Annotated in this window: 15 protein-coding genes and 1 pseudogene; 6 read left to right on the forward strand and 10 right to left on the reverse strand. The window is 38.6% G+C overall.

What is annotated here, in order from left to right:
- Window positions 1–13 precede the first annotated feature (13 nt).
- The 3 genes from VB797_RS30920 to VB797_RS30930 all read right to left on the reverse strand — a co-directional run bounded on the left by VB797_RS30920 (window position 14) and on the right by VB797_RS30930 (window position 2,596).
- Window positions 14–199 carry a hypothetical protein gene (locus VB797_RS30920; RefSeq protein ID WP_323241609.1) on the reverse strand — a complete coding sequence of 62 codons (186 nt, stop codon included), beginning with the start codon at window positions 197–199 and terminating at the stop codon, window positions 14–16.
- The gene (locus VB797_RS30925; protein ID WP_323241610.1) at window positions 196–1,617 is read right to left on the reverse strand and encodes an MlaD family protein; all 1,422 of its coding nucleotides are present in this window, start codon (window positions 1,615–1,617) and stop codon (window positions 196–198) included. Before VB797_RS30925 ends, VB797_RS30920 begins: the two co-directional genes overlap by 4 nt.
- Window positions 1,618–1,774: 157 nt before the next feature.
- Window positions 1,775–2,596, reverse strand: coding sequence for an ABC transporter ATP-binding protein (locus tag VB797_RS30930; RefSeq protein ID WP_323241611.1), 822 nt, complete (start codon window positions 2,594–2,596; stop codon window positions 1,775–1,777).
- Window positions 2,597–2,667: 71 nt separating this feature from the next.
- Here VB797_RS30930 and VB797_RS30935 point away from each other — a divergent pair, with 71 nt between their 5' ends.
- Window positions 2,668–4,206, forward strand: a complete 1,539-nt coding sequence (locus VB797_RS30935; protein ID WP_323241612.1) for an NAD(P)/FAD-dependent oxidoreductase — start codon at window positions 2,668–2,670, stop codon at window positions 4,204–4,206.
- A 580-nt stretch (window positions 4,207–4,786) separates the two neighbouring features.
- Here the strand turns inward: VB797_RS30935 and VB797_RS30940 are convergent.
- Window positions 4,787–4,915: pseudogene (locus tag VB797_RS30940) on the reverse strand (restriction endonuclease subunit R); the annotation flags it as partial.
- Between the two features lie 327 nt (window positions 4,916–5,242).
- On the opposite strand from VB797_RS30940, the gene VB797_RS30945 reads away from it, so the two are divergent.
- Window positions 5,243–5,842 carry a hypothetical protein gene (locus tag VB797_RS30945; protein ID WP_323241613.1) on the forward strand — a complete coding sequence of 200 codons (600 nt, stop codon included), beginning with the start codon at window positions 5,243–5,245 and terminating at the stop codon, window positions 5,840–5,842.
- Window positions 5,843–5,959: 117 nt separating this feature from the next.
- On the opposite strand, the gene VB797_RS30950 is transcribed toward VB797_RS30945, so the two are convergent.
- The 3 genes from VB797_RS30950 to VB797_RS30960 form a co-directional block, all read right to left on the reverse strand.
- Window positions 5,960–6,121 carry an element excision factor XisI family protein gene (locus tag VB797_RS30950; RefSeq protein WP_323241635.1) on the reverse strand — a complete coding sequence of 54 codons (162 nt, stop codon included), beginning with the start codon at window positions 6,119–6,121 and terminating at the stop codon, window positions 5,960–5,962.
- 481 nt (window positions 6,122–6,602) lie between these two features.
- Window positions 6,603–7,871, reverse strand: coding sequence for a dihydroorotase (locus VB797_RS30955; protein WP_323241614.1), 1,269 nt, complete (start codon window positions 7,869–7,871; stop codon window positions 6,603–6,605).
- A 63-nt stretch (window positions 7,872–7,934) separates the two neighbouring features.
- On the reverse strand, window positions 7,935–9,284 hold the full coding sequence (locus VB797_RS30960; protein WP_323241615.1) for a histidine phosphatase family protein: 1,350 nt from the start codon (window positions 9,282–9,284) through the stop codon (window positions 7,935–7,937).
- Window positions 9,285–9,497: 213 nt separating this feature from the next.
- Here VB797_RS30960 and VB797_RS30965 point away from each other — a divergent pair, with 213 nt between their 5' ends.
- Window positions 9,498–9,689 carry a hypothetical protein gene (locus VB797_RS30965; RefSeq protein WP_323241616.1) on the forward strand — a complete coding sequence of 64 codons (192 nt, stop codon included), beginning with the start codon at window positions 9,498–9,500 and terminating at the stop codon, window positions 9,687–9,689.
- 316 nt (window positions 9,690–10,005) lie between these two features.
- On the opposite strand, the gene VB797_RS30970 is transcribed toward VB797_RS30965, so the two are convergent.
- Complete coding sequence (locus VB797_RS30970) at window positions 10,006–10,374, reverse strand: hypothetical protein (protein ID WP_323241617.1); 369 nt, start codon at window positions 10,372–10,374, stop codon at window positions 10,006–10,008.
- A 174-nt stretch (window positions 10,375–10,548) separates the two neighbouring features.
- Between VB797_RS30970 and VB797_RS30975 the strand changes: the two genes are divergently transcribed.
- Window positions 10,549–14,850, forward strand: coding sequence for a hypothetical protein (locus VB797_RS30975; protein WP_323241618.1), 4,302 nt, complete (start codon window positions 10,549–10,551; stop codon window positions 14,848–14,850).
- 8 nt (window positions 14,851–14,858) lie between these two features.
- On the opposite strand, the gene VB797_RS30980 is transcribed toward VB797_RS30975, so the two are convergent.
- Window positions 14,859–15,290, reverse strand: coding sequence for a hypothetical protein (locus VB797_RS30980; RefSeq protein WP_323241619.1), 432 nt, complete (start codon window positions 15,288–15,290; stop codon window positions 14,859–14,861).
- 67 nt (window positions 15,291–15,357) lie between these two features.
- Window positions 15,358–16,848 (reverse strand): transposase, encoded by a 1,491-nt coding sequence (locus VB797_RS30985; RefSeq protein WP_323241620.1) that lies wholly within the window; start codon window positions 16,846–16,848, stop codon window positions 15,358–15,360.
- Between the two features lie 71 nt (window positions 16,849–16,919).
- On the opposite strand from VB797_RS30985, the gene VB797_RS30990 reads away from it, so the two are divergent.
- Window positions 16,920–17,126 carry a hypothetical protein gene (locus tag VB797_RS30990; RefSeq protein WP_323241621.1) on the forward strand — a complete coding sequence of 69 codons (207 nt, stop codon included), beginning with the start codon at window positions 16,920–16,922 and terminating at the stop codon, window positions 17,124–17,126.
- A gap of 455 nt (window positions 17,127–17,581) precedes the next feature.
- Entirely contained in the window at window positions 17,582–18,223 is a 642-nt protein-coding gene (locus tag VB797_RS30995) for a sigma-70 family RNA polymerase sigma factor (RefSeq protein ID WP_323241622.1), read from the forward strand.
- Window positions 18,224–18,316: the final 93 nt, after the last annotated feature.

Genomic DNA, 18,316 nt, shown 5'->3' on the forward strand with positions numbered 1-18,316 from the left:
AGTGTCATCAGTGTCATCCATTTAATCCGTGTTCGGAGTTAGTAGTGCGAGCGTCTCGCTCGCTATCAATCTCCCCATCTCCCCATCTCCCCATCTCCCCATCTCCCCATCTCCCCCATCTCCCCCTCTCCCCATCCCCCCATCTCCCCATCCCCCCATCCCCCCATCCCCTTGTCCCCTCATCTCCCCATCTCCTCATCTATTCTTCTGATATTCTCGAAGCTGTTTTAACAACTCTTCTTGAGATGAGTTTGACTGTGGTTTTGTTTGCTTGATTTTTGCGTCGCTTTTAACATTAGCGGATGAGGACTCAAATCTAAAAGGCTGCTTTCTGGTTGGACTTGGTGGGTTGAGACTGGCTTTTGCTGAGTCGAGGGTGGCTGCAAATTTTACTTGCTGTTCTATTTGTTCGGTGGAAGAAACTAAACCACTTAAACCATTGACTAGTTCACGGAGGTTTTGCCGAAATTTGGGGTCTCCTGTCAATTCGTCTAAATCTGAGGTAATTTTCTGGGTGTTTTCAAAGGTGACTCTCGCGGAATCTAGTGTTTGTTGCAACACTAGTAAATTGTTGGGGTCGTTGAGTGTTTTGGTGATGTCGCGTAGATTTGTTGATGCTTCTGCTGCATTGGCTGAAAGTGTTTCGAGATTTTGCAGTAATTCTCCTTGGGTGAATTTGTTGATGCTTGGTGATAGGCTACCAAGAGTTGTTCTTAATTGAGAACTGGTTGCGGTGATGTCGTTTAATGCACCAACAAGTGAGGAACGATTTGTGGTGACTAAGTTATCAATGTTGCTTAATAGTCTGGAAGCTTGATTCGCAGTGGAACTAATTTCATTAGCTGTACCGCTAAATTTTTCTGCTGTACCGCTAAATTGTTTTGCTGTTGCATTGAGTTGCGAAGCGGTAGTACCGAATTGATTTATGGTTCTATCAGTGGATGTACTAACTCTAGTTGCAGCGGTTGCTACTTGGTTGGCGGCGGAAGAGAAAGTTTTTAATTCTTGTTGTGTGGCTTTTGTCAAACTGGAAACATCACGAGTTAGTTGAGCGACTTGTGCTGCTGCTAGGGAAGTATTTTTTAAAGCTTGATTGACGTTGTTATATACATCCGGTCGGCTGTAAACTTCTGATAAACGGCTGCTGTAGCGAATCAGTTCGTCAACGCTGATGCCGATTTCACCTTTAACACGGGAACCGTTACAGATAATAATAGTGGGGTCGCAATTTTTATCTAAAGGTCCACCATCTACATTTGAACGGGTAATAGTTCTTTGTGGTGTAATCTCGATAATGCTTTCACTGATTAATCCAGACTGATTCGCTTCAATTTTGACATCACGGGGAATTATTAAATCGGTTTTGTTTATATCCAGTTTTACGTCAACGCTGTTGGCAGATGCTTTAATTTCAGCGATGTTGCCGACTTTTACACCACGATATTGCACAACAGCACCCTTTTGCATTCCACCAGCGTCCTTAAACTCTACAATAAAGCTATAGGTACGACCGGCAGCGCTGATTCTATTGAGCCAAAGGAAAATTAATCCAAAGACTCCTAAACCGAATAAGATTAACAATCCTACAGAACCTTCTCGAACCAATCGCGATCGCATTTTTCACCTCCTTCTAGAGCTACAGTTATAAGTTTGAGTTGTAAATAAATATTCGGACATTGTTTTATCACTAATAATTTAGATGATTTAGATGATTTATAAATTAATTAATCGCGATTAATCGCCAAGATAAGTGATTTTTGTGATTTTTAGTTTTTCATGCACCGGCAATTTTAATTGGGCCCTCAATGTTTCCGCTCATAAATTGTCTAATAGAAGGATGGTCTGTGGTGTCAACTTCGGAGACTGTTCCTGACCACTGGACTTTACCTTGGTAGAGAAACACGATTCTGTCAGCGGTACGACGAATTGTACTATGTTGGTGGGTAACGATCGCGTAGCTGCTAGAAGTTCCTTGTGCAAACTGTAATTGCCGAATTAAATCTTCGATTATTGTCGAAGCAATGGGGTCTAATCCGGCTGTAGGCTCATCGTACAGCAAAACTTCTGGGGACTCTTCGGGTTTATCTGGATTTGAAATAATAGCACGAGCAAAACTCACCCGTTTCCGCATCCCTCCAGAAAGTTCGCTGGGAAATCGATCTGCGACTCCAGGTAAACCGACCATTTCCAATCTTTCCTCAACTAGTTCCCGAATTGTTCTTTTAGAAAGCTTTGAATGCTGGTAAAGTAAAAAGCCAACATTTTCATCCACTGTCAAGGAATCAAACAAAGCCGCTTGCTGGAAAACCATTCCAATTCCCAACGCATCCACACCATCTTCTACCAAACCTTCTCGCTTTACTCCTTGGACAAAAATTTCTCCTTCATCGGGAGCGGTTAACCCAGCAATTATCCGCAAAATAGTGGATTTACCAGTTCCTGAAGGACCAATTATTCCTAATGCATCTCCCCGGTAAATATTGAAATCCACTTGATCTAAAATCTTATTTTGACCATAAGACTTAGAAACGCCTTTTAATTGAATTAGTGGTTGTTCTAATGGTTGTTCTAATGGTTGTTCTAATGTTTGTGTCATTGATTCATCAGGAGGGTAGATAGTGGATAGTAGTTAGAAGAAGTACAACAACTAACAACTATCAACTAATAGTGAAAAATTTTGATGTCATAGTCATTGGTAGTGGTATCGGTGGATTAACTGCTGCTGCATTACTCAGTCGTTACGGTAAGCGGGTAATCGTTTGCGAAAGCCATACAGTAGCGGGTGGTGCTGCTCATAGTTTCCGACGACGAGGATTTGAATTTGATTCTGGGCCTTCATTCTATTGTGGACTGAGTGACCCTAGAAGTTTGAATCCTGTAAAACAAGTTCTCGATATTTTAGGTGAATCTCTCCAAACTGTACCTTATGACCCCCTCGGACACTATCATTTTCCGGAAGGTAGCTTTGCAGTTTACGGTAATTCTCAGCGTTACCAGGAAGAGGTAGCGAAAATTACGCCTCAAGGTGCCAGGGAGTTAGCAGAATTTGAAAGTCGTTTGTTGCCTTTATACGATGCAATGAAAGGGATTCCGACTTTGGCTTTGCGAGCCGATTGGCAGCTAATTCCTATTTTACTGAGTCGTTATTTACCGTCTTTATTAAAAATGCTCCCGAATTTACCCTTAGTTCAAAGTTCGGTAGGTAGTGTGATGGATGCGACGGTGAAAGACCCCTGGGTGCGGCGACTAATTGACTTGGAATGCTTTCTGTTATCTGGTTTAAAGGCAAGCGGGACTATTGCCCCAGAAGTAGCATTTATGTTAGGGGAACGTTCCCATACTGCCATTGAATATCCTTTGGGAGGTAGTGGTGCGATCGTAGATGTTCTGGTGCGCGGATTCCAGCGTTACGGTGGAGAGTTGCGTTTGGGATGTCATGTAGAGCAAATTATTATAGAAAATAATCAAGCGGTAGGAGTGCATTTATCCCCCCAGCCCCCCTTAAAAAAGGGGGGTGAAGAGGTTATAAAAGCCCCGGTGGTAATTTCCAATGCCACAATCTGGGATACCTACAGCAAATTATTAATTCCTGAAGATTTACCCGCATCTTACCGTCAAGCAGCTTTAGATACTCCCGCAGTAGAAAGTTTTATGCATTTACACTTAGGATTTAGAGGTGAAGGTCTAGAAAAATTGACGGGACATCATGTAGTAGTTCACGATGCTAAACAAGATATTACCGTGCCGGGAAACACCTGTATGATATCGATTCCCAGCGTTTGGGATGCAACACTCGCTCCCCTAAATCATCATGTGGTTCATGCTTATACTTTGGAACCTTATGCAGGGTGGGAAAAAGATTCTGATTATGAAGAGAAGAAAAAGCAAAAAGCACAAAGTTTATATCAAGCTATAGAAAAAGTAATTCCAGATATTAGAGAGCGTGTAGATTTAGAACTTATTGGTACACCATTAACTCACGCTAGTTATTTGAGAAGATATCAAGGAACTTATGGCCCTGCGATCGCGGCTGGTAAGGGAATGTTTCCTAGTACTAATACACCGATAAAAGGATTGTATCGCGTCGGTGACAGTACAATGCCGGGAATTGGAGTTCCTGCGGTTGCTGCTAGCGGTATTTTGTGTGCTAATTCTTTGGTGAAGCGGGAGCAGGTGATGGAGTTGGTGGATTTGTTGGATTATTAGCGCTTACGGTGAGTTTATTAGATGATTTCTTCTTTTCTGCTAATACTTAAACCCGTGTTATATTAGTTGCTACCCGCTTTGATATAATATCGGGTTTTTCTCAATAAAAATACTGCTTTTTTATTTTATTAGTATTTTTTTACACTATTTATTCTGTTTGAAGCGATCAAAATCAAATTTTTTTTTGAATAAGGTGCTGTTTTTGTGATATTCTTTTTTTAGAGGTAATTATCATAATGGGAATATTGTCCGTCTCAAAAAAAATGCAAATATTCCCATTATGGAAATATCAATTTCATAACTATATTATCTCACATTATGCTCATTGAAAATTTTTTTGCGGCTTCAGGATATGGAATGAATTAAATACTAAATTTATATATTTATATCCCTCTTTTGTCACTCTCCGAATTCAAGAAATAATAAATAAGCGAGATTATCCGGAAGAATAAAATGGTTGGTATTGATTAATATCAGCAATCAAACGGTTAAATCCAAGTAACCTTCTTAGAATTTGGAAAAATATTTAGCCAAGGGGAAATTAACCATAATCAAAATCATCTCGGATTTGTAACAGTTATTGTTGTTCTAATTCTGTTAAAGGTTCGAGAGACAATAATGAAGTAAATGAGTCGTTGTACTGCTTTTGAAATCCTAAAAGGCGTTGAACATCTTCTAATGATAAATTACGATCGTTAAGAAGTGTCATGATTATATAGCGATTCGATTATTTAATCGGATATTAATGATATTATCGCATCTACCAAAAGAAAGGAAATCATAAAAACTCTATTTAAAATTAAATTTATTCTCCTTCCAGAGATAGAAGCGATATGTAACTAACTTATTTAAGCTGTTATTAACAAATGTTTATGTCCAGTTATTAGTTTGAATGGATTGTCCTGCTTTTTTCTCATGTTTTCTCACGTTTACTCACGATAAAAATTAGAAGCGAGTTTGATGGGGATTAAATTACAAGTTAATAGCAATCACTAATTACTAAAGATTGGACATAGTAACGTATAGAGGAAATTGAATGATGAATAGACTTACAGATAATAGCGAAATTGCTAAAAGAGATTTTAAAACCAATAATTTAATTAAAAAAATTGCTAAAGCAAACGGGGCGATCGCATTAGGATTTCTTGCATTAGTATTTACTGGTTGCGATACAAATGACAAAATAGGTACTGTAGAATCAACAGAACAGACACCGGGAGCGACAACTACAGGAGATACAACGACAGATACTATAACTCCAGGAATTACTACAACTCCAGGGGCTACGGGTGCTGCATTACCAGATTCTACCGATAACATACCTCCAAGTGCGGGATTACCTAACGCAGAACTAGTTGGAGAGAATGTTACCGTAAGTACTAAAGTTACAGAAGTTGTTGGTCCAAAAGCGTTTATTGCTTACGATAAAGAATCTCTACGCGGACAACCGATATTAGTAGTAAGCAATCAAGATGCTCCTCCTGTTGGTACTAATGTTGAAGTAAGTGGCGTAATCGGTACTTTTGACGCAGCGTTAATTAAGAAAGATTACGGTTTAGATTTTACCCCAGATGTAGTTAAGCTTTACACGAACAAGCCTTATCTTGCTGCTAAGGCAATTGAAAAGGTAGATTAAACTTTTAATGTAATAATTTGAATATTGAGAAACTCGGTTTTTTGGAAAAGCCGGGTTTTTTGATTGGAAAAAATAATTTAAGAGTGCGATAGTTGTTATTTTTGATAAAAAGTTGATTCAAGCAACAGCATATCCGGTATGTTGTCTAACATTAGGAGGATGAAAACCCAAAACAATTTTATCTTTAAGAATTCCAGCTTCTTCTAAATCATAAGTGACACCATCTTCTGTATCGTCGCGCTGCACCCATATTTTGCCATCAATGATTTCTAGATGAATTTAGGACTTACGCAAACTGAACGAGAAAATCAGTATTCCACGAATTTTGATCCCCCCAACCCCCCTTAAAAAGGGGGGCTTTGCGTAAGTCCTGGAATTAAACAACCATGAATTCGCTTTGCACCATGCCATCCTAAAGTTATTATCGTCATCAAAAACTGGTCTGTATTCAATATCCCCATATGAGTAGGGTATTTTGGTATAGGGAATCAAGGTTTCTTTAATAATATTTTGATAATTTAAGTTATCCATATTTATTCTTTAATATTTCAACTTCTTTCATACCCACCTGGGAATGCAATTCCCAGGCTAATAGCATAAGTCCTCTCAAGAGGACTACTATTTTTATCTAAATTAATATATCTTAAAATTAATCAAAAATAAAAATTACAAAATTAGGGTGGTGCGTGACGCTATACAAGTCTAATTGCGACGTTCAAGTTTTTTCTCAGCGTCACAGCACCCTACAATTTCTTTTCATTTAACACCAAATCCCCACAACTTTACCCGTCAATTCTTTCCCTAACCACGGTGTATTACTCGATAAACTATGCAAAATCTTACTTTCAACCTTCCAACTTTGCTGGGGATTAAATAAAGTTAATTCTGCTTTCTCACCTGCTGCAATTTTACTCGGACTTTGCTTTAAACATTCCGCTGGATTGGTAGAAAGTGCTTTCCATAATTCCAAAGCTGTCAATTCACCCGTTTCTACCAATTGCCACAACAAGGGTAACGCTAACTCTAAACCGATCGCTCCTGGTGGTGCTTGAGCAAAGGCTACGGTTTTTTCTTCGTAAGTATATGGTGAATGGTCGATCGCGATCGCATCTATTATTCCTTGCTTTACTCCCCGACGCAATGCCATCATGTCTTCTGGATTTCCTAGGGGAGGTTCTATATTTAGCGAATTATCATAGCTTTTAACTGCTTTTGTATCAAGTAAAAGATGCATCCAAGTAGTACTAGCGGTGATGGGTAAACCTTTGGATTTCGCATCTGCAATGAGTTCCACGCTGCGAGCGGTAGAAACGCGCATGATGTGGGTGGGGGTAAAAGTAGCGGCAACTACTTCGAGTAAAGCAGCGATCGCAGAAGTTTCGGCAGTTGCGGGAATTCCGGGTAAACCCCATTGAATCGAATTCGCACCTTCACGCATCACTCCATCGGAGGAAATATTGCGATCGCAACACCAAAAGGCTAAAGGTTTTCTAAAAGGTTGCAGATATTCTAGCGATCGACGTACCAAGGCTAAATTATTCAAAGCGTCACCATCTGCGAAACCGACCACTCCCGCAGCTTTTAAATCGGCGAATTCGGTCATTTTTTCCCCTTTAACATCCCGTGTAATTGCACCCCAGATGTTGAGCAAGGGGAGAGGGTTAGATTGCGAAGCCTTGTGAAGCTGCTGTAATTTGGCGACAACTGCGGGATTATCGATGGGTGGGGATGTGTTTGGTAAAACAGTGATGCGAGTAAAACCACCAGCTGCAGCAGCTTTGAGCAATGATGTCAGAGTTTCTCTTTCCTCAAAACCCGGTTCCCCGGAATGACTGTATAAATCGACTAATCCCGGACCTAAAATCAAAGATTGACATTCACGAATAGAAGTATTGTCGGGGATATCGGAACTTTTAATTTTATCGTTAATTGAGCGAATATAACCGTCCTCAATCAATACATCACCAACTCGGTCGGTTTGAGTTAAAGGGTTAATAATTCTTACTTGCTGTAAAAGTTCGGTTGTCATAATATAATTTGTAATTAAATAAATTCTCTAACTCTTAACTCCTAACTCTTAACTCCTAACTCTTTACAACGCTCCAATTACCGTTTCATCTAATACGCTGCCATTTAAATAAGAGGTAATATTAATAGCTTCTACCACTGGTAAAGCATTTTTTTCTTTGGGGTAATCAATTACATTTAAACAACAATTACTCTGACGAAAATTCCAGAAATATTCTGGTGATAAACCTAAAATATGACAAAGTAAAATTTGATTGGTCACTCCATGAGCAACTATCAATACAGTATTTAATTTATTAGTTAATGCTGTATCTAAAATTGATTCGTAAACTTCTACCGTGCGCTGCCAAACTTGCTGTAAAGTTTCTCCAGCAGGCATTTTAAATTGTTCTGGAGTTTCCCTCCAACGCTGCAATGCTCCGGGGAATTCTTGCTCTATTTCTGCTTCTGCTTTACCTTGCCACAGTCCGTGAATTATTTCTTTAAATCCATCATTTAATTCTAAATTAATATGTTGATGGTGCTGTAAGATAATTTCTGCTGTTTCTTTTGCTCGCAATAAACCGCTACTAAATACTTTGTTAATGGAAACATCTTTGAGAAAATCAGATACTTGTTCCGACTGTAATTGTCCCTTTTGATTAAGTGGAATATCAACTTGTCCCTGATACTTACTTTGCTGATTCCAATCAGTTTCGCCGTGACGAACTAATAATAATCTAACTCCATGATTCGGAAGCAATGAGGGTAAAGCTTGTCCCATATGTTGAGTTTGGTTGAATGATTCTATGTAAACTTTTTCCTGCAAATTACCAGAAAAATTAAGTACATTTATACAACAATTCGATTGCTGAATACGCTGCATATAAGCCGGAGAAATATTATTTGCAGCTTGAATCAAACATCGATTTATACAGCTATGGGCTACTACAAGTATGGTTTGATTTTGATGTTTGGGTAAAATTTCTTGCCAAAATTCTGTTGCTTGTTCGTATAATGCCTTTAGGGGAAAATATTCGACGGTTGTTTCACCATTTTGTATCAGCATCCGCAATTTATCGGGGTTTTCTTTCCATACTTTATAGTCTTCAGAAAACTTTTCTTGCACTTCTGTAGCAAGCATTCCTTCCCATAAAGGTAGATGAATTTCCTTAAGTTTATCGGTAATTTCAAGAGTGGGAATATTCTCAAAATTGGCTTTGATTTCGCGGTGAATAATTTCTGCGGTTTGCTTGGCTCTTTTGAGGGGACTGCAATAAATCGCATCAAATGAAATATGATTAATTGCTTTACCAACTTTTACCGCATCACTACAACCTTTTTCGGTCAATTCCGATACGTCTAAATGTCCCTGAATCCGTTTGACGGTGTTGTAAGTGCTTTGACCGTGACGTACTATAATTACTCGTGTCAACTTTCCCCCTCCTTTCTCTCAAGCAATAATTTTACTTTAAAGTGGGTAGGAATGGAGAATTATGGCTCGGTTTTACGAAAGAATCACCTCCACATCTAATAAATCGAGTGTTTGAAAGCTGGAAACAAATCTTAATTTATTATTTGTAAATGCAAAAGTAATCTATATGGTTTTTGTCATAAGATATTAGCGGACATTAATAATTTAATAATCATGCACAAAGAATATATAGAAGTTTTAGAAGCATTAATTGATAAATTGACATTATCTACAGTCTTAGAAATGTTAGAACGAATCTGTCACAAAAAAGCAGAGAATCTTAGAGAACATTGGCAAGATGAGGCTTCAGCAAAGCTTTGGGAGAAAGCTGCTAGACAAGTAGAACAGTTAGATATTGATATTTGATGGATGTTTGATAGATGTTTGATAGATGTTTGATAGATGTTTGATTAAATTCAAAAAAAATAAACACGCTCTCGGAGGTTGAGGAAAGAAATATAGAGAGATAAATAATTTTAGAGCTTTTTTTAATTGCGATCGCACTAATCTAGAATAAGTTCTGAATTTTAGATATCACAAAAATAAAACCCGTCAAAACGGGCTTCATTATCGTTATTTAAGTTTGATTTCACCTGAGAATACAATATTGTTAAATTACGACGACTGAATTTCGAGAGATTATTCAAGAAAGACTGCTTTCTACAATCCCTTAATTTGAGCTTTATTTAAAATCCTTTGATTTATCAATGTTAGTCAAATCAAACTGTAACTGCAATCCATCATTACCAGTAAGCGTCTGTTGTCCGGGTTGCAGTAAAACGGGTGTATTCCCAATCTGAACCTGTTGTTCAACTTGACTGTAACCTGTGTTGGTAAAGGTGTTTTGCTGTAAATTATTAACTGGTGTTCTGTTAGAAGACTGGTTAATAAAAAATATCGAGAAATCTTCATTGGCTGTTCTTTGATTGATTCCTGTTAAGGAATCACCCGATAGAGTATAACCTCTATTAGACTGTGCGTTTGCTGGGTTGACGACACTTGCTATAGTTACGACTATTCCGAAAGCAGCCAGAAAGTTAGTTTTCAGCATTTTCTACGCTCCTATAATGTCTGCAATGACTTGTTTCTCAAAAGTTTGTCATTAATTACTATTATTATATGTAACAACAGCTTCATTCAGCCACAGAAGTGTCATAAATAATTCACACCAGTATATACATCTAAGGGATGATGTAATCATTGTACTAGTAGGGTGCATTATATTATGCCATCCAATTTTAACCGCTCGTTTGAATTTGAAGTCAGGCTTGCTTCAGAACATCCGCATTTATTGCAGGGACTTGATGATTGGTTACGCTTGGATTTGATATCTGACGCTCAAGTCAAGCAAATATGCCGAGAGCATCTGGTTTGTCAGGTTAGGTTACAGGCTGAAATACCTAAAAGGCAGATTGAAAAAGTTATTTCAGAGCCTAGTGAAATTACGGGAAAGCCAGTAGTGGCTACACCTAATTTTTTTGGTTCGATATGGCGATCGCTACGGGCAGAATTAAGCGTCCGTTGGCTGCTATTTTTAGGAATGTTTAGTGTCGTAATTTCCTCTGGAGCGCTTGCGGCAACTCAGTGGGAGAGATTTACGCCTTTTTTACAGTATGGGGTTTTATTTGCTTACACTTTGGGTTTTTGGGGACTCGGTGTTTGGACTGGTAAACAAGCAAATTTACGGTTGACAAGTGACGCTTTGCGTATTGTCACAATGCTGCTGATTCCGGTCAACTTTTGGGCAATGGATAGCTTTAGTTTGTGGCAAAATCCGATAAACTGGCTTTTAGTCGGTATTGCGGCAATTATTTTGACGGGAATAGCTGTATTGTTATCCAAGCAATCAATATTTGCCCGAAGTGTTCCAGTTAATAAATTATCTTTAATAAATATTCTTGGATTAAGTTATCTACATTGGGGTTGGAAGTTTTCAGGATTTCCCTTGATTGCAGTTTATTTAGCTGCGATCGGTACAACTATAATTACTGTTTATCAAAGTCGTATTAGGAGGGTAGAAACAGAAAAAAGTTTATCTGATAATTGGGGAAAAAATGTTTTCGCTGCGGTGATTATTTATGCCTCAATGCTGGTATTGCTCCGAGCAAATTTTAGCGCTGGTGTAGATGTTGCAAATTTAGGTTTAGCTATTGGTATTTATGGTTGGTTAATAGCTTGGTTAGCGCAACGGGAGGAAGGGAAAAGGGGAGAAGGAGAATCTTCTCCTCACCTCCCAATCTTTCCTTCCCAAATAATCGGGGGTCTATTATTATTCCTCGGTTGGTACGTGACGTTTGAAAGTAATCCTTTACAGGCGATCGCTATTAGCGGTTTGGGTTTATGGTTTTTTAATAGTCGGTTAAATTTATATAGTTTAAAAAGCGATTTTGCAGCTTTCTTTATAGTTGGTTTGCAGTCAATGTGGTTGGGATGGAGATTATTACCCGCTCAATTGCAATCTTCAATTATTACAACCGCGACTCAATTTACAACTTCTCAGAATAATCCTTGGGCTTTATTAAGTGTGGGATTGTTTCCCTACATCATTTTTATAGTGGCATTTACGGATAATTTGAGAAGTAAAAATAGGTTAGTGGAAGCATCTGGTTCCTTATCTTCCGATCGATCTAGCGAGCAAGGTGTTGATAAATCCAGCGAGCAAGGTGTTGATGAATCCAGCGAGCAAGGTGTTGATAAATCCAGGGAGCAAGGTGTTGATAAATCCAGTGAGCAAGGTATTGATAAATCCAGTGAGCAAGGTGTTGATAAATCCAGCGAGCAAGGTGTTGATAAATCTAGCGAGCAAGGTGTTGATAAATCCAGCGAGCAAGGTGTTGATAAATCCAGCGAGCAAGGTGTTGATAAATCTAGCGAGCAAGGTGTTGATAAATCTAGGGAGCAAGGTGTTGATAAATCTAGGGAGCAAGGTGTTGATAAATCCAGCGAGCAAGGTGTTGATGAATCCAGCGAGCAAGGTGTTGATAAATCCAGCGAGCAAGATGCTCGCACTACGAAGAACCCGGATTTAGCAAATTTTGGCGAAATATTGACGTTAATATTAGGGATTGCTTTAACAGCGGTTGCTTTAGAAAATCCTATATTACGCTCCTTAAATTTACTTTTATCTACTATTACCCTCGCGATCGTAACCCACCGACATCACAAAATATCTTTTTCTACTTCTCCCCCCATCTCCCCATCCCCCCATCCCCTCATCTACTTAACTCACATCACCGCAATAGTTACCCTGTTCTCGTGGATAAATTTATTCTTCCCCAGTTCACAACAAGTTTGGGCGGTTATTTGCTTGGTGGTGATGGTCGCAGAATGGTTGTTTAGCGTGGGGAATGGAATATGGCGACGTAGTGCATGGCACATCGGTTTGCTGCTTGCAGGTTTGAGTTATTTACTGTTATGGATAAATCTAGATTCGACAATTTGGAATAGTATTTATACGAATCAATCAAGTTGGGGATTAACTTGGTTCGTCACACCTATAACTCTGAGTATCATCGCTAGTCGCAGTAGTGAAGAAAGAAAACATCGACTAACGATTAGTACTTTAACCATCATATTTGCTCAGCTATTAACTTTACCCGTACCTGGAACTAGATTAATCGGTTTGGCTTTAGGTACGGCTGTAATGTTTGTCAATACACGATATTTAAATAACAAACTATCTGCGTTAATTACGGTAGGTTTTGTTTTAAACTTGATTTTTGTAACCGTATGGGAAAGAGGTTTATTATCGTTTGATGGCTGGTTTGTGTTGTCAGCAGCGATTATTCTCGGTTTGTGGGTAGTTCGTATATTGCTGCGACGAGGTAATGAGTCAGCTATATATGCATCTGCTACAGATTTTTGGGCGAGTACGTTGTGCGTTTGCGAATTGTTATTGCTTAGTTTACAAGCGGGATGGATTTACATATCTGATGTATCAAATATCTTACTATATGCGACTTCTGCCGCGATTATTTTACTAGCTTTATCATTTCGTCATTGGCAACAACCAAATAAGTGGACATTCTACGGGATTGCGTGGTGTGTGGAATTGCTGGTTGTGGAGATATTAGGATCTGGAACTAAGCCAATTATTTATGTAGCGATCGCAAATATTGCGTTGGGTTTAATTACGCAATTATTTGGAGATTGGTGGTATAAAAAGCAGCAAGTAGCAATTCCCGTCCGCTGGCATATTTTACCTTTGCTATACGCTCTTTTGGGTGTACTGCTGCGTTTAGGTACTTTTGATAGCTGGACTGGTTTATCTACCTTGGGTGTAGCTTTGATTGTCATTGGTGTAGGAAAGCGCGGTCGCAAATTAAAACCGCTGCTTTACTTAGGACTTTTCGGCGTATCAATTGCTGCTTATGAACTTTTGGTATATCAACTTCAGCAAATGTCTGGGGGTGCGATCGGTGATGGTTGGATTGCTTTAGCTATTCTAGCAACTGCGATCGCGTATGTTTATCGCTTATTGTCGCGTTGGTTAATAAGTTATTTACATTTGAGTCGCGAAGAATTGAAAACGTGCGCTCATTTTCATTGGGCTTTAGGTAGCGCGTTATTAGCAGCTGCAATTAATTATCCCATAGAAGCCCATGCATTAGCTTTATTGTCGGGATTATTGTTAACTTGTTACGCAATATTTCAAGGAAGACAAAGTGAATTACCATCGCGATCGGTTCAAGGAATTACAGAAGCCGAAATTTGGGTTTATATCGGTTTATTCCAAGCAGCTTGTTTAAGATACTTTTTACCAAATACCTCGTTAATAAGTCTTTTCTTAGAGCAAATACGTCCTTGGCAAGCAGCAGTTTCCTGTTTAATTGCTTATTCACTTTATAGTTTACCGTGGGAGAGTTGGCGCTGGACTAAAAAACCTTGGCAAATTGCTGCATACGTCATCCCGTTAATATCTTTGTGGGAAACCAGAATAGAAGTTTATTCTATCTGTATATTATTGGTAGCTGGTTATTATATTCTGATCGCCAAAATTAGCACTCAATTCCGCTTTAACTACATCAGTTTAGCGTTATTTAATTGGGCTTTGTGGCGTGGGTTTATAGATTTAGATTTAACCGATGCTTTATGGTATATTTCCTCAATTGGCTTATCGTTGTTATATATTGCTCAATTCGATCCGCAGCTTAAATTACCGCAAAATAAATCATTCCGTCACGGTTTAAGAATATTAGGTAGCGGTATGATTTGTGGATATGCGACTGTATTCTACCAAGATAAATTTTTACCAGGTTTAATACCAGGAATTTTGAGTTTGATTGCTATTTTCGCGGGATTAGCATTAAGAATACGCGCTTTTTTATATATCGGTACGGCAACATTTTTGATTACAGGTTTCTATCATTTAGTAATATTTGTGTTACGTTATCCCTTCCTGAAATGGGTAATAGGTTTGCTACTTGGAATTGTGTTGATATTTATTGCAGCTAACTTTGAAAGTCGTCGTCAACAGTTTACTTCCTTGCTTCGGAATAGTAATGATGAATTTAGGGAATGGGAGTGAGTCAATTATCAACAGGCTAACAATTTTAATAATGAATCTGTAATACAACCACCAAGTCGGAGGTCATAGCCATCATATCCCGGCATGGGATTTGCTTCCAAACACCAATATTGATTATCATCAGTTACTTTAAAATCCCAACCAGCAAAGATTAATCCAAAAGCTGCCGTAGCATCAATAATTTGTTGAGATAAAGCGGATGGTAATGGTTTAGAAAAATTATCCGCACCAGTTCCGGGACGATTAATAACTGTTCCTGGAATATGTTCTAACCAAGCGCTCAATGCTTCAAGCAAACTCCGCCAACGTAAAGCCATATAAACATCAGATTGAACTGTTGAAAGGTCAATAATTCGACAGTAATAAGCAGCTGCTGATGCAGTAGGAAAAACAAGACTGAGCATTAAAAGCGAACGAGTCGATAAAAAATTAAATTTCATCGCGGGATGTCTCCTTAATTAAGTATTGACTACTCCCACCCCGTGCATGGAGTGGGATTCAGATAGCTTAGTTAGAATCCACTATCTTATCTACATCGAACAGGTTTAACTGTTTGCCTAACGAGTTCCCCGGCAAACGCTTTTTAGCACAAGGCTGGCGTTTTATATCCTTAACCCCTGTTGATTCAGGGTAGGGCGTTTCAAACAATCTAAGTTGCTTTGGTTCCGAGCAGTCCACCCGTACCGTTTTTATATACTTAGCAGGATATCTACAAGCAATTGGCAATCCTAATTGCTCAATCCCTTTAAGTTTTATGTTTCTTGCTGCTTGCAGATCGGCATGGTCAAAATGCCCGCAGTTTGTACAGATAAACTTTTCACTGTCGCGAGATGCTTTATCTATGTGTCCGCAGTGCGAGCATTTTTGACTTGTATGTTGAGGAGCTACTTTAACAACTAATACGCCTGACTTCGCAGCCACAACGTTAATTTTTTGAGTTAAAGAGTACCAACTTGCATCAGCTATAGAGCGGTTAAGTCCGACTTTTCGGGACTGACCATTTTTTGTATAGTTGCCATTATCATCTTTTTTTGGTTTGCATCTGGCTGACATTCCTTTGATGTTTAAATCTTCAAGAATTACAGCGTCAGCACGTTTAACAATCTTGTTTGCAACTTGCCATTGATAAGCTTCACGTCGTTGTTTAATGCGTTTATGCAGCCTACCTATGCGGCTATATGCTTTACGCTTGTTGTTTTTACCTTTTTTGCGAGATGCGCGACGAGAGCGAACACGCATTAATCTTTTAGTTCTTTTGTTGGTATTAAATCTAGGATTATCTATCTGTGAACCGTCAGAAAGATGTACAAGTTTAGTTAATCCCAAATCACAACCAATTACTGTTTTAATTTCTTCGTGTTTCACCTCAACTGATTGAGGAATAGTTTTATCTTCAACTTTGATACTGATATACCATCCATCAGCCTTTTGTCTAATAGTTGCTGACTTAATTTTAAACCCATCTGGAATAGAACGAGAATTATGATAATCAACCCAACCGAGACTTTTAATGTTAATGCCAGTTAAGGTTATATCTTTATTCTCAATATTAGTAATGGTGAAACTTTTAAACTTGCTTCTGCGCTTAAGTTTTGGTCTACCTTTACCATCACTGAAAAACCCTTTCATAGCATTATCTAATCGCTTGATATTCTGCTGTAGAGCAGTGCTATTTACGCGCCTATACCAAGGTCGAGATTTCTTAAGCTCTTTAAGGTTAGCGTCCTGAATAGCACCAGCAGAACGGCGTTTTAATAACCCGGTTTTCAAGTCTTGATTTTGGGTATAAACTTCACCCGTTGCTCCATTGCGAGAGATGCAGCAAGTTAAAGCGCAATGAGTCACTGGGAAATTGTGGTTAGCAGTCCAATCTTCCTGAGACGCATAATAAGTATAATTTCTGTCTTTTAAATTGTAGTTGTACTGATGAAATAACATATCTATCCAACTACTCAATTCTGATGCTTGTTCTTTTGTTGGTTTTAATTTGAACGTCATACCCATCAGCACTTGACAATCACCCCCAAGATCCAGTTAAACTATATTTAGTTTATACACAATATCTGAAGATGTCAATTAAAAAAGGTCAGAAAAGAGTTAAAAATATACCTATTTTGCATGACGAAGTGAAACAAAGGCATCAAATAGTAATCACCCCAACTGCTTGGGAAAACATGAAGCAAGAAGCAGTTGAAAGGGGGATTAGTATTAGCGAGCTTATAGAAGAATTTGGACGGCACCTAAAGGTGCTTTCTCCAATTTCATCCCACGATTAAAAATCGTGGGCTTTCATTGTCGTAAATTCTGTAAAGTTTTTTCGTCTTACCTATCAATAGGTTTGACTTGATTTTAGGGACTAACTATTTTTCCGATCCAACCAAGGAGGCTGATTTACTCTCCTTAATCTTGTTAACGTTGGTTATGGAAAAAATATTCGGAAAAATATTTGGAAAAATATTCGGAAATTCACTCAAAAGAATCTGAAGTTTAAATAAACACCAGTACGCAGCACGCCATGTTAAGTTTTGCATCTTCAAAATGCCTAAGCGATCGCAGCCTAAACGTATATGCAAAAAGCATCACAGCTTATCTCATTCCGTTATTAGCGATCGCTATAAGTGGAACCCGCTTTTTACAGGACTAGTCTTGTAAAAAATCGTCGGATATTGCGTGTTACAGTTTGCGAAACTTAACGTATTACATAAATCCTCATTAAGGAGGAAATATCTATATGCCTTTACAAACGGCAGAACCTAACGAACAACTATTAATTGACTCGAAGTATCGACAACTTGTCGAGAAAATTGCCCGCAAGCACACCAGAAATAGTTCAATGTCTTGGGAAGATGCGGCGCAAACGGCTCATATAAAAGTGTTTCAAGCGGTAAAAGCGGGTAAATTTAGCATTCACCAAGCGCATAATTTTTACTGTTGGGCCGCTACAGTAGCTCGAAATGCGGTGATAGATTTTGTGCGTAAGGAAGGACGCAGTAGCTGTCAAAGTTTAGATAAAATCATCGCTGGAACAGACGTATCTTTGCTAGATACCGTTGCTTCGGAGTTAGATTTATTGGATGCGGTAGAACGTGCGGATATAGTTATTGTTGCCAAAGAAGCAATTATAAAGCTTGCCCAACAGTATCCCGATCGCGGATACCTGAAACTTTGGCAGGGAATGGTGGAAGGTAAGAAGCAAACTCAATTGGCAATAGATTTAAAAATCACTCAAGGTGAAGTTTCCCGTCGTCGCAAAGAACTTTTAGAGCGTGTTAATCAAGAATTAGGATTAGTACAGCCGCAAGACATCAAACAACAGCAAAATCAAGTTCGTCATTCTAAAGCTACTAGAAAACCTTCTCAAGCACAGTGGTAACAATTATCAAAGCCCAATTCCCAATTCCCAATTTAATTTGTAAAGATTAAAAAAACTGCACATAGAATGATCATCTCCTTCGTTAAAAGTAAT

This window comes from Rivularia sp. UHCC 0363 (genome assembly GCF_034931125.1).
Lineage (GTDB): Bacteria > Cyanobacteriota > Cyanobacteriia > Cyanobacteriales > Nostocaceae > Rivularia.